This window comes from Pseudomonas sp. GW822-FHT06D10 (genome assembly GCF_058799535.1).
Genome location: NZ_JBXALN010000005.1, coordinates 459240 through 480277, shown reverse-complemented (window position 1 = coordinate 480277; position 21038 = coordinate 459240). Strand labels below are relative to the sequence as shown.

Genomic DNA, 21038 nt, shown 5'->3' with positions numbered 1-21038 from the left:
CTTATTGAACCTCGACCGGGGAGCCCTGCAAGCGCTGCAGGGCTTCGTTCACCGGCTGCGGCAACAACTGGCGCAGACAGTTGTAATGGCCGAAGCGGCAGGTGCGGTCAAAGCACGGGCTGCATTCGATCCCCAGCCGTACTACCTCGACCCGATCGGCCAGGGGCGGGGTGAAGCCCGGCGAAGTGGAGCCGTACACCGCCACCAGCGGGCGATTGAGCGCCGCAGCCACGTGCATCAACCCGGAATCGTTGGACACCACCGAATCGGCGCAGGACAGCAGATCGATGGCCTCGGCCAGGGACGTTTCGCCACTGAGGTTGCTCGACTCCTCGCGCAGGCCAGGAATCAGCCGCCCGCGAATCTCTTCGCCCACAGCATGGTCATTCTTCGAGCCGAACAGCCAGACCTGCCAGCCTTCGCGGATCTTCGCCTCGGCGACCTGGGCGTAGTGCTCGGACGGCCAGCGCTTGGCTTCGCCGAACTCCGCCCCCGGGCACAGTGCCAGCACCGGGCGGTCCAGGCTCAGGCCGAACTTGGCCAGGGCCGCTTCCCGGCTTTGTGGATCGATCTGCAGGCTCGGGCGCGGATAAGGCTTGGGCAGCTCGGCCCCCGGCTCATAGGCCAGGGCCATGAAACGCTCGATCATCAGCGGGTAGCGCTCCTTGTCGAGCTTGCGCACGTCATTGAGCAGGCCGTAGCGGAACTCGCCGCGCCAGCCGGTGCGCTTGGGAATGCCAGCAAAAAACGGCACCAGCGCCGACTTCAGCGAGTTGGGCAGCAGGATCGCCTGATCGTACTGGCCAGCCAGGGACTTGCCGATCCGCCGGCGGGTCGCCAGTTCCAGGGCGCCATGGCCCAGGGGAAAGCTCAGGGCCCGACGCACCTGGGGCATGCGTTCGAGGATCGGCCGGCTCCACTCGGGGGCCAGCACGTCGATCTCGCATTGTGGATGACGCTGTTTCAGGCACTCGAAGAGTGTCTGCGCCATCACCATGTCACCGACCCAACTGGGCCCAACGATCAGAATATTCATGTGGTTTCCATAAACGAACCGGGGAGGCATACGCCTCCCCGCCTCGAGAATCCAGCACCGCGGCCTTCACCGCCGGTTCAGTTTGGGCGAGCCGGCAAGGCCCGCCGAATACATGGTTGGCCTTCTCAGGCCGCTTAGCTTAGCCCCAGCTCACGCCAAATTCGTAACACTTCCCGTCGTTCGGTCACAAATTGATCACCGGTAATGATTCCGGCCTCATTCTGCAATGCCTGCCGGTGAGCCGCGGAACGGTAGGCCTTGTAGACCTCGCGCAGCAGGCTGGCATCGCTCGCGGGCATCAGCCCGACTTGCTCCAGACCTTCCAGGATGCGGATGTTATCGGTATAGCGCAGCAGTGACGGGTGCTCTTCGGACCACGCCAGGGCCGCGTATTGCACCATAAATTCGATATCGACGATACCTCCGGCGTCCTGCTTGAGGTCGAACGGCGCCGTGGCTTCGAAGGCATTGGCTGCGGTTCCGGCGGCGGTCAGGCGGCTGCCCAGGTTGTCGCGCATCTTGGCCCGCATCTCGCTGACTTCCTGGCGCAGCTTGGGCAGGTCGCGTTTTTTCCCCAGCACCGCGGCCCTGACCTTTTCAAAGGCCTGGCCCACATCCTGGCTGCCCACCAGCACCCGCGCCCGCACCAGCGCCTGGTGCTCCCAGGTCCAGGCCTCGTTTTCCTGATAGCGGGCAAAGGCCCCCAGGGAACTCACCAGCAACCCCGAAGCGCCGGAAGGCCGCAGGCGCATATCCACTTCATAGAGCTGGCCGGAGTTGGTCTGGGTGGTCAGCAGGTGAATGATGCGCTGCCCCAGCCGGGTGAAGAACTGCGCACCGTCTATGGGTTTGGGCCCGTCGGTTTCCGCCTGGGGGTCGCCATCATGGATGAACACCAGGTCCAGGTCGGAACCGTGGCCCAGTTCGATGCCGCCGACCTTGCCGTAACCGACAATGATGAAGCCCGGGTCGCACAAGGTGCCGTCGGTACGCAGCGGTGCACCGTGCTTGGACACCGTCTGGCGCCAGGCCAGGGCCAGCACCTGCTCCAGGATCGCTTCGGCGAGCCAGGTCAGGTAATCGCTGACTTTCATTAAAGGCAGGCTGCCGGCGATCTCCGAGGCGGCCACTCGCAGGCGGTGGGCCAGCTTGAAGTGGCGCAGGGCTTCCATCTGCTGCTCCAGGTCATCCTCGGGAATGCGCGTCAGGCGCTCGCGCAACTCGGCAGCCAGTTCCGGCGCCAGGGGCGGCTTGAACAGGCGCCCTTCGTTGAGCAGTTCATCCAGCAGCAGGGGGAAGCGGGTGATCTGCTCGGCGATCCACGGGCTGGCGGCGCACAAGGTCAGCAGACGACGTAGAGCCCCCGGGTTCTCGGTGAGCAGCACCAGATAGGCCGAACGCCGCGCCACGGCTTCCACCAGCGGCAGCACTCGCTCCAGCACCAGGTCCGGATTGGCGTGCTCCACCGCCTGGGCCAGCAACCGCGGAATAAAGGCATCCAGACGTTCGCGCCCCAGGCGCTGCATGGCACGTAGCTGCGGGCTGCCCCGCAGACCGGCCAGGGCACGCAGGGCCTTGGGCGCATCGACGAAGCCGCCCTCCTGCAACTGGCGGCAGGCGGCCTCCTCGTCCTGGGCTTCCTCCCACAGCGGCAGCCATTCGCCACCCACCACCACTTCGCTTTCGGCGCCTTCATCCTCATCCGGGTCGGCGATGACCTGGCGGAAGTGCCAATCTACCCGGCCGCGCCAGTGCATCAACTGTTCGTGAAAGGCGTTCCAGTCGGCAAAGCCCAGCATGAAGGCGATCCGCGCCTGATCCTGGGGATTGTCCGGAAGCATCTGCGTCTGGCGATCGGCGATGGCCTGGATCGCGTGCTCGGTATAGCGCAGGAACTCATAGCCTTCGCGCAGCTCGCTGATCACGGCAGGCGGCAGGTAGCCCTGCCCTTCCAGAGTGCCCAGCACCTTTAATAGAGGACGCTGCTGCAGGCTCAGGTCGCGTCCGCCATGGATCAGCTGGAAAGCCTGGGCGATGAACTCGACCTCGCGGATCCCCCCCGAGCCCAGCTTGATATTGTCGGCCATGCCCTTGCGCCGGACTTCCTGCTGGATCAGCTGCTTCATGGTGCGCAGCGCCTCGATGGCGGAAAAGTCCAGGTAACGGCGATAGACGAAAGGCCGCAGCATGTCCAGCAACTGCGCACCGGCGGCCTGATCCCCTGCCACCACCCGGGCCTTGATCATGGCGTAGCGTTCCCAGTCGCGCCCCTGATCCTGGTAGTACTGCTCCAGCGCATTGAAGCTCAACACCAGGGCACCGGCAGAACCATAGGGCCGCAGGCGCATGTCGACGCGGAACACGAACCCGTCGACGGTCATCGGGTCCAGGGCCTTGATCAGGCGCTGCCCGAGGCGAATGAAGAATTCCTGATTATCCAGGGGCCGCTTGACGCCGACGGTCTCGCCGCCTTCGGGGTAGGCGAAGATCAGGTCGATGTCCGACGACAGGTTGAGTTCCACCGCCCCCAGCTTGCCCATGCCGAGGATCACCATCTGCTGCGGCTCGCCGCTGCGCCCGCCGGTGGGCACGCCGAACTGCTGGGTGTGACGCAGATACAACCATTGATAGGCCTGGTCGATGCAGGCGTCGGCCAGATCGGAAAGGTCGCGGCAGGTCTGCACCAGATCCGCCTGGCGGGTCAGGTCGCGCCAGATGATCCGCACCTGCTGACGGGTGCGCTGGCGCCGCAGCACGCGCCCCAATTGATCCTCGCTCTCGGCCGCCTGCACCGCGGCGGCAATTTGCGTGCACAACTCCCCAGGCGCGAATGGGCGGTCCAGCTCGCCGCTGCGCACCAGCTCCAGCAACATCAAAGGGTCACGCAGGCTCTGTTCAATGACAAAGTCGCTGGCGGCGCCCACCCGGGCGAACTCCGCCCAGCGTTCGGCGCTCCAGTCGGCCAACCCGGGATCGCCTTCCAGGGCCGCGACGGCGCCACGCAACGACTGCTCTGCGCGGCTGACCAATGGCAAGAGAATCGCGGGGACGGGGGCAAGCGCGGGCAGGCTCATGGGCTATCCTTGATCGGCGTGGAAAATGCGGGCGGGGACGGATGTCGCGGGCAGGTCGCCTGATGGACTGTCGAACAAAAGTTAGAAATAGCTGAAAATAGGTTTTTTTTAGCAGCCGGCATTAATTTATTACCTATTCCCGTTAGTCATCGACCAACAGTAACGATTATTCTCACAACGCAGCAGGAGGCCACAAGCCGCTCTTCTGTAGTTTTACTACTCGTATATACATTCGAAAGGCTGAAATGGCCGACGATTTGTAGTAAAACTACACGCCGCTGGATCAACCTCCGGCAATCCAAGAATTTATAATCGTCTGCCCAAAAGGCCAGTCGCAAACTCAGGCAACCGATTCTGGAAGCCTTTCCGCCCTGGAGCAAGCCATGCAAGACCTCGATCCCGTCGAAACCCAGGAATGGCTGGACGCCCTGGAATCGGTTCTCGACAAAGAAGGCGAAGACCGTGCTCACTATCTGATGACCCGTATGGGCGAACTCGCGACCCGCAGCGGCTCGCAACTGCCCTACGCCATCACCACGCCGTACCGCAACACGATTCCCGTCACCCACGAAGCACGCATGCCTGGCGACCTGTTCATGGAACGCCGCATTCGCTCGCTGGTACGTTGGAACGCGTTGGCCATGGTCATGCGTACGAACCTGAAAGATTCTGACCTGGGCGGTCACATCTCCAGCTTCGCCTCCAGCGCCACCTTGTATGACATCGGCTTCAACTACTTCTTCCAGGCCCCGACCGACGAACACGGCGGCGACCTGATCTACTTCCAGGGTCACGCATCGCCAGGCGTCTACGCTCGTGCGTTCATGGAAGGCCGCATCACCGAAGACCAGATGAACAACTTCCGCCAGGAAGTCGATGGCAACGGCCTGTCGTCCTACCCGCACCCTTGGCTGATGCCTGACTTCTGGCAGTTCCCGACCGTTTCCATGGGTCTGGGCCCGATCCAGGCGATCTACCAGGCGCGCTTCATGAAGTACCTGGAAGCCCGTGGCTTCATCCCTGCCGGCAAACAGAAAGTCTGGTGCTTCATGGGCGACGGCGAGTGCGACGAGCCGGAATCCCTGGGCGCGATCTCCCTGGCCGGCCGCGAGAAGCTGGACAACCTGATCTTCGTCATCAACTGCAACCTGCAGCGCCTCGACGGCCCGGTTCGCGGCAACGGCAAGATCATCCAGGAACTCGAAGGCGTGTTCCGTGGCGCCCAGTGGAACGTCAACAAGGTGGTCTGGGGCCGTTTCTGGGACCCACTGCTGGCCAAGGACGTCGACGGCATCCTGCAGCGCCGCATGGACGAAGTCATCGACGGCGAGTACCAGAACTACAAGGCCAAGGACGGCGCGTTCGTCCGCGAGCACTTCTTCAACACCCCTGAACTCAAGGCGATGGTTGCCGATCTGTCCGACGACGAGATCTGGAAACTCAACCGTGGCGGCCATGACCCGTACAAGGTCTATGCGGCCTACCACGAGGCGGTCAACCACAAAGAGCAGCCGACCGTCATCCTGGCCAAGACCATCAAGGGTTATGGCACCGGCGCCGGCGAAGCGAAGAACACCGCGCACAACACCAAGAAAGTCGACGTCGACAGCCTGAAGCTGTTCCGCGACCGTTTCGACATTCCGGTGAAAGACGACGACATCGAGAACCTGCCGTTCTTCAAACCAGAAGAAGGCAGCGCCGAAGCCCGCTACCTGAGCGAGCGTCGTGCCGCACTGGGCGGTTTCGTGCCGCAGCGTCGCGCCAAGAGCTTCAGCGTCCCGACTCCGCCACTGGATACCCTCAAGGCCATCCTCGACGGCTCGGGCGACCGTGAAATCTCCACCACCATGGCCTTCGTGCGGATCCTCGCGCAGCTGGTCAAGGACAAGGAAATCGGCCAGCGCATCGTGCCGATCATCCCGGACGAAGCCCGCACCTTCGGTATGGAAGGCATGTTCCGCCAGTTGGGCATCTACTCCTCCGTCGGCCAGCTCTACGAGCCAGTCGATAAAGACCAGGTGATGTTCTACCGCGAAGACAAGAAGGGCCAGATCCTCGAAGAAGGCATCAACGAAGCGGGCGCCATGAGCTCCTTCATCGCTGCCGGTACTTCGTACTCCAGCCACAACCAGCCAATGCTGCCGTTCTACATCTTCTATTCGATGTTCGGCTTCCAGCGTATCGGCGACCTGGCCTGGGCTGCCGGCGACAGCCGTACCCGCGGCTTCCTGATCGGCGGTACTGCCGGGCGCACCACCCTCAACGGGGAAGGCCTGCAGCACGAAGACGGTCACAGCCACATGCTGGCCGGGACCATCCCGAACTGCCGCACCTTTGATCCGACCTACGGCTACGAGCTGGCGGTGATCATCCAGGACGGCATGAAGAAGATGACCGAAGAGCAACAGGACGTCTTCTACTACATCACCGTGATGAACGAGTCCTACCAGCAGCCAGCCATGCCGGCCGGTGTCGAGGAAGGCATCATCAAGGGCATGTACCTGCTGGAAGAAGACACCCGCGAGGCCGCGCACCACGTGCAACTGATGGGCTCCGGCACCATCCTGCGCGAAGTTCGCGAAGCCGCGAAGATCCTGCGTGACGAGTTCAACGTCGCTGCCGACGTCTGGAGCGTGACCAGCTTCAACGAACTGCGCCGCGACGGCCTGGCCGTGGAACGCAGCAACCGCCTGCACCCTGGCCAGAAGCCGAAGCTGAGCTACGTCGAAGAGTGCCTGAACGGCCGCAAGGGTCCGGTCATCGCCTCCACCGACTACATGAAGCTGTTCGCCGAACAGATCCGCCAGTGGGTCCCATCCAAGGAGTTCAAAGTCCTGGGCACCGACGGTTTCGGCCGCAGCGACAGCCGCAAGAAACTGCGTCACTTCTTCGAAGTAGACCGTCATTTCGTGGTGTTGGCAGCCCTGGAAGCCTTGGCTGACCGTGGTGACATCGAACCTAAGGTCGTGGCTGAAGCCATCACCAAGTTCGGTATCAACCCGGAAAAACGCAACCCACTGGACTGCTGAGGAGACTTTCTGTGAGCGAACTCATTCGCGTACCTGACATCGGCAGCGGTGAAGGTGAAGTAATCGAACTGTTTGTGAAGGTCGGCGACCGTATCGAAGCCGACCAGAGCATCCTGACCCTGGAATCGGACAAGGCCAGCATGGAAGTGCCGGCCCCGAAAGCCGGCGTCATCAAGAGCCTCAAGGTGAAGCTGGGCGACCGTCTGAAAGAAGGCGACGAACTGCTCGAGCTGGAAGTCGAGGGCGCCGCTGCTGCGGCCCCGGCGGCTGCTCCTGCGGCAAAAGCTGAAGCCAAACCGGCGGCTGCTCCTGCCGCAGCGCCAGCCCCAGCCGCAGCCCCTGCTGCCGCTTCGGTTCAGCAAGTGCACGTGCCGGACATCGGTTCGTCGGGCAAGGCCCAGATCATCGAGATCCAGGTCAAGGTCGGCGACAAGGTCGAGGCTGATCAATCGCTGATCACCCTGGAATCCGACAAGGCAAGCATGGAAATCCCGTCGCCTGCCGCTGGCGTGGTCAAGGCCATCAGCGTCAAGCTCAACGACGAAGTCGGCACCGGCGACCTGATCCTGGACCTGGAAGTGGCGGGTGCTGCGGCTCCTGCCGCCGCTCCGGCCCAGGCTGCTGCTCCGGCCGCTGCCGCTGCGCCTGCTCCTGCAGCAGCCCCGGCTGCTCCAGTGGCTGACAGTGTTCAGGACATCCACGTTCCGGACATCGGTTCGGCCGGCAAGGCCAAGATCATCGAAGTGCTGGTCAAGGCTGGCGACAGCGTTGAAGCCGACCAGTCGCTGATTACCCTGGAATCCGACAAGGCGAGCATGGAAATTCCATCGCCTGCCGCTGGCGTGGTGGAAAGCGTTTCCATCAAGCTGGACGACGAAGTCGGCACCGGCGATCTGATCCTCAAGCTGAAAGTCAAAGGCGCAGCGCCTGCTGCTGCCCCGGCTCCGGCTGCGGCGCCAAGCGCTCCGGCTCCAGCCGCCGCTGCTGCCCCGGCTGCCGCTGCACCTGCTGCCGCCCCGGCCGCCGCACCTGCCAAGCCAGGCGCGAAAGTTCACGCCGGCCCGGCTGTGCGTCAACTGGCCCGTGAATTCGGCGTCGAGCTGAGCGCTGTCGGCGCCAGCGGCCCGCACGGTCGCATCCTGAAAGAAGACGTGCAGGTCTACGTCAAGGCCATGATGCAGAAGGCCAAGGAAGCGCCAGCTGCTGGCGGTGCAACCGGTGGCGCGGGCATCCCGCCGATTCCGGTCGTGGACTTCAGCCGCTTCGGCGAAATCGAAGAAGTGCCGATGACCCGCCTGATGCAGGCCGGCGCCGCCAACCTGCACCGCAGCTGGCTGAACGTGCCACACGTGACTCAATTCGACTCGGCCGACATCACCGAGCTGGAAGCTTTCCGCGTTGCACAGAAGGCCGTGGCCGAGAAGGCCGGCGTCAAGCTGACCATCCTGCCGCTGCTGCTCAAGTCCTGTGCCCACCTGCTCAAGGAACTGCCGGACTTCAACAGCTCCCTGGCGCCAAGCGGCAAGGCGATCATCCGCAAGAAGTACGTGAACATCGGCTTCGCCGTGGACACTCCGGATGGCCTGCTGGTACCGGTGATCAAGAACGTCGACCAGAAGAGCCTGCTGCAACTGGCGGCCGAGGCGGCTTCCCTGGCGGAAAAAGCCCGCACCAAGAAGCTCTCCGCGGACGAGATGCAAGGCGCCTGCTTCACCATCTCCAGCCTCGGGCACATTGGCGGCACCGGTTTCACGCCGATCGTCAACGCGCCGGAAGTGGCGATCCTCGGTGTTTCCAAGGCCACCATCCAGCCAGTCTGGGACGGCAAGGCCTTCCAGCCGAAACTGATGCTGCCACTGTCCCTGTCCTACGATCACCGTGTGATCAACGGCGCGGCCGCCGCACGCTTCACCAAGCGCCTGAGCGACCTGCTGGCGGACATTCGCACCATTCTGCTGTAACCCGCGTACCGGCCCTCCTGTCATGGGCGGGCCGGTAGCGCACGCTTTCCGAGCGCCACGCTCGTACCTCAACCCCGTCAATTTGGCGGGGCTTTTTTTGCCAGAAAAACGTCGCCAATTGCCCGTCAGTGCACGACGCCAAACAGCAAAAAAGTTACTTTGCAGAAATCCTTCTGCCTGCCGATACAGGTTTATAGCACTTAGCCTTCATCTTACTTGTCAGTCGATGCGCCATGATGCAACCTTGCCGCAGGCAACAGTAAAGAGGGCGTGAGCCCGGCGCGATCAGCAATTTCGAAGCGAGTTTCCCCATGAAAAGCCAACCCGATGCCGCCAGCCGTATGGCGGCCGAGGTAGTGACGCAGTTGCCTGTGCCCTCGCGGCTCGGCATGTTGCGTTTCGAACGGCTGAATGAAGCGAGCTGGGCGCTGCTGTTTCTCGATCCCAATTGCGAACGCCAGTTCGGCCTGCCCGCCGTCGAACTCTGCGCCCTGGTCGGCTCGCCCTATGCCAGCCTGATGGAGCCCGAAGCCCGCTATCAGTTGCACGACACCATCCAGCAGCAACTGAGCAACAGCTCCCATTACCTGATCCGCTATACCCTGCACACCGCCCAGGGGCCCTTGAGCATCCTCGAGCTGGGCGAAGCCTACAAACAGCACAACCGGCACCTGCTGCGCGGCTACCTGTTGGTGGTCGAAGGGCTGTTCAGCGATGCTTCGGCGCTGCCGGCACTGGATCTGGAAACCCAGAACACCCGCCTGCAGATCGCCCTGGAACTCAACCAGCGGGCCCAGCAGGAGCAATTGCAGCACCTGGAACGGGTGCGTGCGCAGCAGGATTTGATCCTGCTCCTGACCCGCCAGCGCTACAGCACCGGCAATTCGTTGAAGGAAGCTGCCGAACTGATTACCCGCAGCGCCTGCGACATCTACCAGATCGACTGCGCCAGCATCTGGAACCTGGAAGACCAGCAACTGGTGCCGATTGCCGCCTATCACCGCGGCCCCCAGGAATACCGCATGCCGGAGTCCATCGACGCCAGCAGCTTTCCCGACTACCTGGAAGCCCTGCACAGCTGCCGCGCCATCGACGCGCAGAACGCCATGCGCGACCCGCGAACCCGGGAGATGGCCGAGAGCCTGCGCCCGCGGGACGTCAACGCCATGCTCGACGCCAGCATCCGCATCGACGGCCAGGTGGTCGGCGTGCTGTGCCTGGAACAGACCGGCATGACCCGGGCCTGGCAGTCCGACGAGATCGCCTTCGCCGGCGAACTGGCAGACCAGTTCGCCCAGGTCATCAACAATCACAACCGGCGGGCCGCCACCAGCGCCCTGCACCTGTTCCAGCGCGCCGTGGAGCAGAGCGCCAACGCCTTCCTGCTGGTCAATTGCGACGGCGTGGTGGAGTACGTCAACCCCAGCTTCACGGCGATCACCCAATACAGCACCGAAGAGGTCCATGGCCACCGCCTGTCCGAACTGCCGGCCCTGGAAAACCTCAGCGAGCTGCTGTTCGACGCTCCGTCCAGCCTGGCCAAGAGCAACAGCTGGCAGGGCGAGTTCAAGAGCCGGCGCAAGAACCTGGAGCCTTACTGGGGCCAACTGTCGATCTCCAAGGTGTATGGCGACAACCGCGAGCTGACCCACTACATCGGTATCTACGAAGACATCACCCAGACCAAGCTCGCCCAGCAGCGCATCGAGCGCCTGGCCTACACCGACAACCTGACCAACCTGGGCAACCGCCCCGCCTTCATCCGCAACCTCGATGAACGCTTTGCCCGAGACAGCGATACCCCGATCAGCCTGCTGCTGGTGGACATCGACAATTTCAAGCGGATCAACGACAGCCTCGGCCACCAGACCGGCGACAAACTGCTGATCAGCCTGGCCCGGCGCCTGCGCAACAGCCTGAGCCCCAGCGGCAGCCTGGCGCGCTTCGCCAGCAACGAATTCGCCGTGCTGCTGGACAACACCGACCTGGAAACCGGGCAACAGATCGCCAGCCAGTTGCTGATGACCCTGGACAAGCCGATGTTCGTCGACAACCAGTTGATCAGCGTCACCGGCTCCGTGGGCCTGGCCAGCGCGCCGCTGCACGGCCGTGACCCGCAGACCCTGATGCGCAACGCCGGCCTGGCCCTGCACAAGGCCAAGGCCAACGGCAAGCACCAGGTGCAGGTGTTCACCGAGGCGCTGAACGCCGAGGCCAGCTACAAACTGTTCGTCGAGAACAACCTGCGCCGCGCCCTGACCCAGAACGAGCTGGACGTGTTCTACCAGCCCAAGCTGTGCCTGCGCAGCGGCCGCCTGCTGGGCATGGAGGCGCTGCTGCGCTGGAACCATCCGGAAAAGGGCATGATCCGCCCCGACCAGTTCATCAGCGTGGCGGAAGAAACCGGCCTGATCATCCCCATCGGCAAGTGGATCGCCCGCCAGGCCTGCCGCATGAGCAAGCAACTGACCGCCGCCGGCATGGGCAACCTGCACGTGGCCATCAACCTGTCGCCCAAGCAGTTTTCCGACCCGGACCTGGTGGCCTCCATCGCCAGCATCCTCAAGGAAGAACAACTGCCCTCCTCGCTGCTGGAGCTTGAGCTAACAGAGGGCCTGCTGCTGGAAGCCACCGACGACACCCACCAGCAGCTCGAACAACTGAAAAAACTCGGCCTGACCCTGGCCATGGACGACTTCGGCACCGGCTATTCGTCCCTGAGTTACCTGAAGAAATTCCCCATCGATATCATCAAGATCGATCGCAGCTTCATCCACGAGATCCCCGACAACCAGGACGACATGGAAATCACCTCCGCGGTGATCGCCATGGCCCACAACCTGAAGATCAAGGTGGTCGCCGAAGGCATCGAGACCGCCGAGCAACTGGCCTTCCTGCGCCGCCACCGCTGCGACGTGGGCCAGGGCTACCTGTTCGACCGGCCGATTCCCGGCTCCGAGCTGATTGCCAAGCTCAAGCGTTATCCTCGTGGCCCAATTGCCTGACAGCGCTGTAACACTCGGGCAAACTGCGTGTCTATCGACTGACTGACTCCCCAACCTGACTGGAGGACTGCAACATGGTCTTGCGCTCGGAAATCCTGGTGAACAAAAACGTGCTTCCAACCAAAGAACAAGCTCTGCCTGGCCGTGAAACCCCCATGGCCCTACCTGCCGAACACTACGTCAACGGCAACCCGCTGCTGGGCCCGTTTCCGGGCAATGTGGATTTCGCCATCTTCGGCCTGGGCTGTTTCTGGGGTGCCGAACGGCGCTTCTGGCAGCGCGAAGGCGTGTTCAGCACGTGCGTGGGTTATGCCGGCGGCTTCACCCCGAACCCGACCTACGAAGAAGTCTGCTCGGGCCTGACCGGGCATACCGAAGTGGTGCTGGTGGTGTACGAGCCGGAAAAGGTCAGCTACAAGGAATTGCTGGCGATGTTCTGGGAACTGCACAACCCGACCCAGGGCATGCGCCAGGGCAATGACATCGGCACCCAGTACCGCTCGGTGATCTACGCCACCAATCCGACCCAGCTGGAGCAGGCGCTGCACAGCAGGGACGTGTTCCAGGCGGAGCTGACCAAGGCCGGCCTGGGCACCATCACCACGGAAATCGAAGAAGCGCCGACCGTGTACTTCGCCGAGGCTTACCACCAGCAGTACTTGGCGAAGAACCCTGAAGGCTATTGCGGGATCGGCGGCACCGGCGTGACCTGCCCGATCTGAGTCCATGCGCCGGCCTGCCGGCTCCTGCAACCTTCCGCAGGAGCAGGCTGGCCAGCGACCCCTTACTCTGCGATCAACCAGTCCATCTGCCAGCCGCCCTGGGTCTGGCCTAGCTTCTTCGACAACCAGGGCAGCAACTCGCGCAATTCCTCTTCCAGGCCCCAAGGCGGGTTGGCGATCGCCAGGCCCGAGCCATTGAGGCTGTTGGGCGTGTCCAGCGGATGCACCAGCAACTCCACCCGCAGCAGCTTCGGCGCACCGGTACCGGCCAGGTCCTGATAGAAACGTCGCAGGGCGCGCTGGTCCTTGACCGGGTACCAGATGGCCGCCACGGTCTGGCGCATGCGGCCAATGGCTTCCTTCAGCGATGCCGCACAGCGATGCATCTCGTCCAGTTGCTCGAAAGGCGGGTCGATGAGCATCACCGCGCGTTTTTCCGCCACCGGCAGCAGGGCCCGCGCCACGTGCCAGCCCTCGCCCAGGTGCACCGCTACCCGCCGGTCACCCTTCATGTTGTCCTTGAGCAGCAGGCCGTCTTCCGGGTGTTTCTCGTTGAGCAGCACCCGATCCTGGGAACGGGTCAGGCGCCGAGCCAGTTCCGGCGAGCCCGGGTAGTAACGCAACTCGCCATCGGGGTTCATCTTGTGCAGCACCTGCATGTAATCGGCGGTCAGCGCCGGCAGGTCCTCATCGCCCCACAGGCGGGCGATGCCTTCCAGGTACTCGCCGGTGCGCGTGGCCTGGTCGCCCTTGAGGTCATACAGGCCGATACCGGCGTGGCTGTCGAGGTAGGCGAACGGCTGCTCCTTGCGCGACATCAGGGCGATGAGGCGGGTCAGGGTCAGGTGTTTGAAGACGTCGGCGTGATTGCCGGCGTGGAAGGCGTGACGATAGTTCATGGTTGCTCCTGCGCAGGGGGGCAAGTTTACCCTGTGCGCAGGCTGTCGTCAGTTCAGAGCGGAGCCGTACCCGGCGCAGGCGACGACGGGCACGGCCAGGGTTTCAGACAAACTCGTGACTGACTTGCGACCACAGGCTGACCCGCCGCCCGGACGTTTCGAACACCTCGATCTCGCGCTTGATCCCGCCACTGTCCTTCCAGCCCGGCAGGTCGAGCACGATCAGCTCCTCCATCATCGCCATGTACAGCGCATCCACCGGCGCCCAGAGCTTGCCGATGGCGGCATTGTCCTTACCCGCCAGGCACAGGTTGATCGGGTGGGACATGCTCACCTGGCTGAACACCGCATGGCCGGCTTCCAGTATCTGCGCCGCGACCTGGTTGCATTGGAGAAAACGCTCGTTGATGACGGCCGGCTCGGAATGGCTGTAGGGGCAGGCCAGGAAAATCTTGCGCATCGTTACCTCGATTTCAGGGATAGGTGATGCGGGCCGTCAGGCCCGCGCAGGTTGCAGGGCAAAGGCTGCCGCCTGTTCCTGCTCTTGCAGCTCATAGCGCTGGGCGGCCGGCACCGAGATGCGGATGGCGATCGCCACCGCCAGCAGGCCGCCGAACAGTTTGCCGAGCAGAATCGGCAGGATCAGGCTTGGCTGGAAGTTCGCAGTGAACGCCAGGTGGTCGCCGATCAGTGCCTGGGCGCAGACCCCCAGGGCCACGCACAGCACCTTGTCGCGGGCGGTCATGTGCTTGAACAGGTGGAAGGTGGCGATGATGTTGGCAAACACCATGATGAACCCCGCGGCACCGGTGCTGGACAGGTTCAGATGGCGTCCCAGCAGTTCCATGGGCTTCTTGCAGTAGCGCTGGAACAGGTAGCAGATGGGGAAGGTACCGGCGAGCATGATGCCGATGTAGCCGGCGATCTCGATCGCCCGGAACAGCTCCTTTTCGTCGGCGAACATCGGGTCGAAGCCCCAGCCGCCGAAGTTGATGCTGAAGAACTTGGTGAAGTGCTCGACGATGCTCAGGGCCAGGATCAGCTTGATCGCCGCGTCCATGATCTTGCCGAACACCAGGAAGCCCCTGACCATCATCTGCGGCCGGTAGCGCAGCCCCGCCGCCAGCAGGAAGCAGAACACGAACAACGGCGCCAGCAGCTTGAGCATGTCGACGAAGCCCAGGGACAGGTAGTACAGCGCCTCGGAGTTGGTGGAAACGATGTCCCGCACCGGCAAGTGGGTAGCGGTGATGATCAGCAGCGACATCAGCACCGCGAACGGAATGCTGATCAGCCCGGCCATGGCACCCAGGGCCAGGTACTTGTGGTCCTTGCGCTCGAGCATGGTCAGGCCCACCGGGATCAGGTAGACGATGGTCGCCCCGGAGGTGTAGCCCACCAGCATTGCGGTGATCCACAGGTCACGGTTGGCGGTCAGGGCGTTGGCCAACTGGTAGCCGCCCATGTCCACGGCAATGATCGACAGCGCCGCAATGGAGACATCCGAACCCAGGGCGTTGAAGAACGGCCCCAGGGCGTGGGAAATGCCCTGGGACAGGTAGGGAATCGCCACCATGATCCCGGCCTGGGCCAGGAACACCGGGCCGATGGAGTGGATGCCGTTGACGAACTCCTTACCCAGCCCGCTCTCGGGCTTGATGATGGATGACAGGGCGCCGATCACGGCGCCGAGCATGATCAGGTAAATGACGTAGTTTCCAAATTCAGCCATGTGGGTTCATCTCTCTGAGCGTCATTTATAGGTTTCCCCCGCCGGGGAAGTTCTTGTCGAGGCCAGCTCTGGTCACTCATCGCCAAGGAGAACGATGAACCAGGTGATGAAACACAGGGCACATCCCGTGCCACAATGTGTATTAGTTGTGGTTTTTACTTTAAAACAACCATATTTCGGTCAATGCACCTTCGCAACATTGGCCCGACCTGCCGTGGCTCCTTTGCCAACCCCATGACTGCAGGCCATTGTGAAACGTGCAAGTAAATGCTTAACTTTTCCATCGAAATTGACCGAATCAGCACATTCCTGAACCAGGAGTGTGCGTAAGTAACAAAAAATGCCCATTTGTGTGGCGAAGTACCACTAAACGGAAAACACCATGCGCCCCAACGAACGACGACAGCACATTCTCGAACTCCTGCGGCAACGGGAGCGGATTTCTGTGGAAGAGCTGGCGCGCATCACTGCCACATCCCAGGAAACCATCCGCCGCGACCTCAGCGACCTGGCGGAAAGCGGCCTGGTCACCAAGTTCCACGGTGGCGCGGCCCTGCCCCCTACCGGCGAGCACGAAAACACCTTCCAGACCCGCATGAACGAACACGCCCAGGAGAAGCGCGCCATCGGCCGCTACGCCGCCGGCCTGTTCTGCGCGGGCGACAGCATCTTCATCGATACCGGCACCACCACCCTGTTCTTCGCCCGGGAACTGGCGCAGCACACCCGCCTGACGGTGATCACCAACTCCCTGCCGATTGCCGGCTGCATTGGCGAGTCGGGCAATCGGGTGTTCATGATCGGTGGTGAATATCGCCCCGACTCGACACAGAACGTCGGCACCCTGGCCCTGGAACAGATCACCCGTTTCAACGCCGAGCACGCGGTGATCACCATTGGCGCACTGAATGAAGACGGCGCCATGGACTTCTCCATCGAAGAAGCCGAAGTGGCCCGCGCCATGATTGCCCAGGCCCGCCAGCTGACGGTGATCGCCGATTCCTCGAAGCTGGAACGCCGCGGCCTGTTCAAGGTGTTCCCGCTGGAGCGCATAGACCGCCTGGTGATCGACCGCCAGCCCGGCCCGGAGCTGCTGGCGGCCCTGGAGAAAGCGGGCGTGGAGGTGCATCTGGTGCCACAGCCCTGAACCAGGGCCGTTGCCACAGGTGATGGCCATCACCGAAAACCACAACCAAATGACCGATATATGACCGAATAGAAAATAAAAACAACAATCATGGCCCGCATTATGCTTTGATTCCTGCACAGATCCTTGGGTGTTACCGCAGGAAACAGGCATTTATATGACCGAACTTTATCCGAACAATGTGACTTTCGATGTGGCCATCGTCGGTGGCGGGGTCGTCGGTTGCGCCATGGCCCGGCGCTTCGCCCTCGAAGGCGCACGGGTGGTGCTGCTGGAAAAGGGCAGCGACATTCTCTCCGGCGCCAGCAAGGCCAACAGCGCCATCCTGCACACCGGCTTCGACGCCCCCAGTGGCAGCCTGGAACTGCAGTGCATGCAGGCCGGCTACCAGGAATACCTGGAAATCCACTCGGCCATGAACCTGCCACTGCTCAAGAGTGGCGCGCTGGTAGTGGCCTGGAACGCCGAGGACCAGGCCAGGCTGCCGGGGATCCTCGCCCAGGCCCAGGCCAATGGGGTAGACAACGTACGCCTGCTGGAACGCAGCGAGATCCTCGCCCTGGAGCCGCACCTGGCCAATCACGCCGTGGGCGCGGTACTAGTCCCCGACGAGCACCTGATCGACCCCTGGTCCGCCCCCCTGGGTTACCTGCAGCAGGCCATGGCCCATGGCGCCCGCGTACAGTTGCAATGCGAGGTGCAGCAAGGCCAGTTCGATGGCGACGCCTGGACCCTGCACACCAACCGGGGCACCCTGCGCAGCGCCCAGGTGATCAACTGCGCCGGGCTGTTCGGCGACACCCTGGAACACAACCTGCTGGGCCACAGCGAATTTCGCATCATGCCGCGCAAGGGCCAGTTCGTGGTCTTCGACAAGGCCGCGGCCACACTGCTGGAGCGCATCGTCCTGCCGGTACCCAACGAGCGCACCAAGGGCATAGTCCTGACCCGCACGGTGTACGGCAACCTGCTGGTGGGCCCCACCGCCGAAGAGCAGGAGGACCGCGTGCATGCAGGGCTCGACGGCCCGACCCTGCAAAGCCTGATCGATGCCGCCGTGGAGCGGATTCCCGCCCTCGCCGGGATGCCGGTCACCGCCACCTACGCCGGGCTGCGCCCCGCCAGCGAAAAGAAGGAGTACCGGATCCAGGCCGACCACGCCCGGCACTGGATCACCGTCGGCGGCATCCGCTCCACCGGGCTCACCGCCGCCCTGGGTATTGCCCGGCATGTCTACGGCCTGTACAGCCAGCGCCGCCAGCACCAGCCGGTGCGCGAACCGGTCTGGCCACAGATGCCCAATCTGGCGGAGCACTTGCCCCGCGACTGGCAGCGCCCCGGCTATGGCGAAATCGTCTGCCATTGCGAACTGGTGACCCGGCGCGAAATAGAAAGCGCCCTGCACAGCCCCCTGCCCCCTGGCGACCTGGGCGGGCTCAAGCGCCGCACCCGCGCCTGCATGGGCCGCTGCCAGGGTTTCTATTGCTCGGCCCAGGTCGCCGAACTCAGCGCCAGCCAACTGGCCGTCCCTCTTGCCACAGGTCGTTGCCATGAACAGCACTGAACTTCTTCAGGCCGAAGCGGCCATTATCGGCAGCGGCCCGGCGGGCCTGGCCGCGGCTATCGAACTGCGGCGCCAGGGTATCGGCCCGGTGATTGTCATCGAACGTGAAAGCGAAGCCGGCGGCATTCCCCGGCACTGTGCCCACCCGCCCTTCGGCATGCGCGAGTACCAGCGCCTTCTCAGCGGCCCGGCCTATGCCCGGCGCAATGTCGAAGCCGCGCTGAAAGCCGGCGTGATCCTGCTGCCGCGACACACGGTGGTCAGCCTGGAGCCCGGCGGCCTGTTGCGCCTGGCCACTCCAGACGGGCCACGGCAGATCCAGGCACAGAAGGTGCTGATCGCCACCGGCGCCCGGGAAACCCCGCGCTCGGCACGCCTGCTGTCCGGCGACCGCCCGGTGGGGGTGATCAACACCGGGGCCTTGCAGAACTTCCTCTATGTGCAGCACCTCAAGCCTTTCGAGCGGCCGCTGATCATCGGCACCGAACTGGTCAGCCTGTCTGCCGTGCTCAGTTGCCGACGCGCCGGTATCCGTCCGGTGGCGGTGCTGGAAGCCAATGAACGAGCCACCGCCCGCTGGCCGCTGTCGGTGTTCCCAAGGTTGCTGGGCATCCCCATGCACTTTGGCGCCGAGCTGCTGGCGATCAATGGGTGTGGCCGGGTGGAGTCGGCCCGGGTGCGCCTGGCCGACGGCCAGGTTCGCGACATTTCCTGCGACGGCGTGCTGCTCACCGGCCAGTTCACCCCGGAGTCGAGCCTGGTGCGCCTGAGCCACCTGCAACTGGACAATGGCAGCGGGGGGCCGAAGATCGACCAGTACGGCCGCTGTTCGGACCCGGCCTACTTTGCCGCCGGCAACCTGCTGCGGCCGATCGAGACGGCCGGCTGGTCCTACCGCGAAGGGCGGCGCATCGGCAGCCTGATGGCCCTGGCCCTGAGCGGCCAGCTACCCGATGCCAATGACGCCCTGACCCTGAAGTACGCCGCCCCGATCAAGCTCGGCGTGCCGGGCCGCCTGGTGCGCGGCGAGCTGGCGGGCCTGGCGCACATCCAGTTGCGGGTCAGCCAGGCGGTCAGTGGCACCCTGCGGGTCCGCGCCCAGGGCTTGGAGCTCTGGAGCCGACCGGTCTCGGCACTGCCGGAACGGCGCCTGCTGATCCCCATCAAGGACCTGCACCTGCCGGAACATTTCGACCAACTGGACATCTGCATCGACCAGGCCGTCCCACAACAAGAGAAATGACCATGCGAATAGCCGCACTTGACCAGGGCACCACCAGCACCCGCGTACTGGTCGTGGACATGCAAGGCCGTGCCGATATCCAACTGGCACTGCGCCACCAGCAGCATCACCCGCGCCCGGGCTGGGTCGAACACGACCCGCTGGAGCTGCTGGCCAACCTGCAACGCTGCCTGGAAGCCACCGGCCGGGTCGACGCCATCGGCCTGGCCAACCAGGGTGAAAGCTGCCTGGCCTGGGACGCCGTCAGCGGCGCGCCGCTGTCGCCGGTGATCGTCTGGCAGGACAACCGCAGCGCCGCGCGCATCGAAGAACTGCGCGCCAGCGGCGCCGAAGCCCTGACCCTGGAACGGGCCGGGCTGCCCCTGGATGCCTACTTCTCCGCCAGCAAGCTGGCCTGGATCGTCGACAACCTGCCGGCGGCACAGGCCGCCCTGAGTGCCGGCCGCCTGCGCCTGGGCACCACCGATGCCTACTTTCTCGATCGCCTGACCGGGGTCTACGCCACTGACATCACCACCGCCTCGCGCACCTCGCTGATGAATCTCGCCACCGGCCAGTGGGACCCGCAGTTGTGCCAGCTGTTCGGCGTGCCCATGCAGGCCCTGCCGGAAATCCGCGCCACGGTCGGCGACTTCGGACGCATCGGCCAGACCCCCATCAGCGCCTCGGTGGTCGACCAGCAAGCCTCGCTGTACGGTCACGGCTGCCGGGAGCCGGGGGACGCCAAGATCACCTTCGGCACCGGCGCCTTCGCCCTGACAGTCACAGGCGAACAGATCATTCGCGCCCCGGAGAAAGGCCTGCTGGCCACCGTCGCCTGGCAGGCCGACGGCAAACCGGTGTATGCCATGGACGGTGGCGTGTACGACGCCAGCGCCGCAGTGGAATGGGCCGGGCGCCTGGGCCTGTTCAGCGATTTCTCGGAACTGGCAGCCTTCGATCAGCCACCGGCGATTTCCCGCGAGCTGGCATTTGTCCCGGCCTTGTCCGGGCTTGCCTGCCCGCACTGGGACCGCAGTGCCGGGGCGGTGTGGATCGGCATGAACGCCGCCACCACTCGCCAGGACCTGTGCCAGGCGGTACTGGAAGGCGTGGCCCTGCGAAGCGCCGAAGTGATCACGGCGATGGACGATCACCTCAACGTCACCGACCAGTTGTCGATTGACGGCGGCCTGGCCCGCAGCCCGTATTTCGCCCAGTTCCTGGCCGATATCCTGCAACGCACCATCGTCACCCAGCGCTTCGATGAACTCACCGCCCTGGGCTGCGCCGCCCTCGCCGCCCGCGGCCTGGGGCTGGAGTTGCCAGAGCTGGACAACACCCGCACCGACTACCGGCCGCGTATCGACCGGGCCACGGCAGACGCCTGGCGCTGCACCTTCAGCGCCGCGGTCAAGCGCTCCCAGGGCTGGTCCCAGCCGCACTGAAACAGCCCGCCAGCCATGGAGGGCCGGCCCTTTCCTGCCGCACCTCGGGGCCCTTGCCCATCCGCCGCGCCTATTGGACACTGACGCGCCTGCCCGCGGCCAAGCGGCGGGCACATCAAACGGTTGCTGGCGACTCAGACACACGGGACCACTGACTGCTGCGCGGGCACACGACCTGCCTGGCTGTGCTCATTAATGG

Annotated in this window: 13 protein-coding genes; 8 read left to right on the top strand and 5 right to left on the bottom strand. The window is 63.9% G+C overall.

Annotation, left to right across the window (positions count from 1 at the left end):
- Nucleotide 1: 1 nt before the first annotated feature.
- Together waaF and glnE are read right to left on the bottom strand one after the other, a co-directional pair.
- Complete coding sequence (gene waaF / locus AC1RL5_RS19450; protein ID WP_072452057.1) at nucleotides 2-1036, bottom strand: lipopolysaccharide heptosyltransferase II; 1035 nt, start codon at nucleotides 1034-1036, stop codon at nucleotides 2-4.
- A gap of 134 nt (nucleotides 1037-1170) precedes the next feature.
- A complete protein-coding gene (glnE, locus tag AC1RL5_RS19445) occupies nucleotides 1171-4110 on the bottom strand; it encodes a bifunctional [glutamate--ammonia ligase]-adenylyl-L-tyrosine phosphorylase/[glutamate--ammonia-ligase] adenylyltransferase (protein ID WP_093406953.1) in 2940 nt (979 codons plus the stop codon).
- Nucleotides 4111-4493: 383 nt separating this feature from the next.
- Between glnE and aceE the strand changes: the two genes are divergently transcribed.
- From aceE to msrA, 4 genes are all read left to right on the top strand, one after another.
- Entirely contained in the window at nucleotides 4494-7139 is a 2646-nt protein-coding gene (aceE, locus tag AC1RL5_RS19440; protein WP_011058882.1) for a pyruvate dehydrogenase (acetyl-transferring), homodimeric type, read from the top strand.
- 11 nt (nucleotides 7140-7150) lie between these two features.
- Complete coding sequence (gene aceF / locus AC1RL5_RS19435; protein ID WP_072452058.1) at nucleotides 7151-9100, top strand: dihydrolipoyllysine-residue acetyltransferase; 1950 nt, start codon at nucleotides 7151-7153, stop codon at nucleotides 9098-9100.
- A 311-nt stretch (nucleotides 9101-9411) separates the two neighbouring features.
- Nucleotides 9412-12105 (top strand): sensor domain-containing phosphodiesterase, encoded by a 2694-nt coding sequence (locus AC1RL5_RS19430; protein ID WP_011058880.1) that lies wholly within the window; start codon nucleotides 9412-9414, stop codon nucleotides 12103-12105.
- 74 nt (nucleotides 12106-12179) lie between these two features.
- On the top strand, nucleotides 12180-12827 hold the full coding sequence (gene msrA / locus AC1RL5_RS19425; RefSeq protein WP_011058879.1) for a peptide-methionine (S)-S-oxide reductase MsrA: 648 nt from the start codon (nucleotides 12180-12182) through the stop codon (nucleotides 12825-12827).
- Between the two features lie 62 nt (nucleotides 12828-12889).
- On the opposite strand, the gene AC1RL5_RS19420 is transcribed toward msrA, so the two are convergent.
- The 3 genes from AC1RL5_RS19420 to eutH form a co-directional block, all read right to left on the bottom strand.
- Complete coding sequence (locus AC1RL5_RS19420) at nucleotides 12890-13726, bottom strand: 23S rRNA (adenine(2030)-N(6))-methyltransferase RlmJ (RefSeq protein WP_492589528.1); 837 nt, start codon at nucleotides 13724-13726, stop codon at nucleotides 12890-12892.
- A 103-nt stretch (nucleotides 13727-13829) separates the two neighbouring features.
- Complete coding sequence (locus tag AC1RL5_RS19415) at nucleotides 13830-14186, bottom strand: DUF1937 family protein (protein ID WP_011058877.1); 357 nt, start codon at nucleotides 14184-14186, stop codon at nucleotides 13830-13832.
- A gap of 36 nt (nucleotides 14187-14222) precedes the next feature.
- The gene (gene eutH, locus AC1RL5_RS19410; protein WP_011058876.1) at nucleotides 14223-15458 is read right to left on the bottom strand and encodes an ethanolamine utilization protein EutH; all 1236 of its coding nucleotides are present in this window, start codon (nucleotides 15456-15458) and stop codon (nucleotides 14223-14225) included.
- A 382-nt stretch (nucleotides 15459-15840) separates the two neighbouring features.
- Here eutH and AC1RL5_RS19405 point away from each other — a divergent pair, with 382 nt between their 5' ends.
- The 4 genes from AC1RL5_RS19405 to AC1RL5_RS19390 all read left to right on the top strand — a co-directional run bounded on the left by AC1RL5_RS19405 (nucleotide 15841) and on the right by AC1RL5_RS19390 (nucleotide 20839).
- A complete protein-coding gene (locus AC1RL5_RS19405; RefSeq protein ID WP_011058875.1) occupies nucleotides 15841-16605 on the top strand; it encodes a DeoR/GlpR family DNA-binding transcription regulator in 765 nt (254 codons plus the stop codon).
- A 157-nt stretch (nucleotides 16606-16762) separates the two neighbouring features.
- Complete coding sequence (locus AC1RL5_RS19400) at nucleotides 16763-18169, top strand: NAD(P)/FAD-dependent oxidoreductase (RefSeq protein ID WP_015633904.1); 1407 nt, start codon at nucleotides 16763-16765, stop codon at nucleotides 18167-18169.
- Nucleotides 18156-19412, top strand: coding sequence for an NAD(P)/FAD-dependent oxidoreductase (locus AC1RL5_RS19395; RefSeq protein ID WP_072452060.1), 1257 nt, complete (start codon nucleotides 18156-18158; stop codon nucleotides 19410-19412). The genes AC1RL5_RS19400 and AC1RL5_RS19395 overlap by 14 nt, the downstream gene beginning before the upstream one ends.
- Before the next feature lie 2 nt (nucleotides 19413-19414).
- Nucleotides 19415-20839: a glycerol kinase gene (locus AC1RL5_RS19390; protein ID WP_011058872.1), complete on the top strand. Its 1425-nt coding sequence runs from the start codon at nucleotides 19415-19417 to the stop codon at nucleotides 20837-20839.
- The last annotated feature ends 199 nt before the right edge of the window (nucleotides 20840-21038 follow it).

Coding starts and splice junctions, on each gene's coding strand:
- eutH (WP_011058876.1), bottom strand. CDS start 15,458: ATGGCTGAATTTGGAAACTACGTCATTTACCTGATCATGCTCGGCGCC.
- AC1RL5_RS19405 (WP_011058875.1), top strand. CDS start 15,841: ATGCGCCCCAACGAACGACGACAGCACATTCTCGAACTCCTGCGGCAA.
- aceE (WP_011058882.1), top strand. CDS start 4,494: ATGCAAGACCTCGATCCCGTCGAAACCCAGGAATGGCTGGACGCCCTG.
- AC1RL5_RS19415 (WP_011058877.1), bottom strand. CDS start 14,186: ATGCGCAAGATTTTCCTGGCCTGCCCCTACAGCCATTCCGAGCCGGCC.
- glnE (WP_093406953.1), bottom strand. CDS start 4,110: ATGAGCCTGCCCGCGCTTGCCCCCGTCCCCGCGATTCTCTTGCCATTG.
- AC1RL5_RS19390 (WP_011058872.1), top strand. CDS start 19,415: ATGCGAATAGCCGCACTTGACCAGGGCACCACCAGCACCCGCGTACTG.
- AC1RL5_RS19430 (WP_011058880.1), top strand. CDS start 9,412: ATGAAAAGCCAACCCGATGCCGCCAGCCGTATGGCGGCCGAGGTAGTG.
- AC1RL5_RS19420 (WP_492589528.1), bottom strand. CDS start 13,726: ATGAACTATCGTCACGCCTTCCACGCCGGCAATCACGCCGACGTCTTC.
- AC1RL5_RS19400 (WP_015633904.1), top strand. CDS start 16,763: ATGACCGAACTTTATCCGAACAATGTGACTTTCGATGTGGCCATCGTC.
- AC1RL5_RS19395 (WP_072452060.1), top strand. CDS start 18,156: ATGAACAGCACTGAACTTCTTCAGGCCGAAGCGGCCATTATCGGCAGC.
- waaF (WP_072452057.1), bottom strand. CDS start 1,036: ATGAATATTCTGATCGTTGGGCCCAGTTGGGTCGGTGACATGGTGATG.
- msrA (WP_011058879.1), top strand. CDS start 12,180: ATGGTCTTGCGCTCGGAAATCCTGGTGAACAAAAACGTGCTTCCAACC.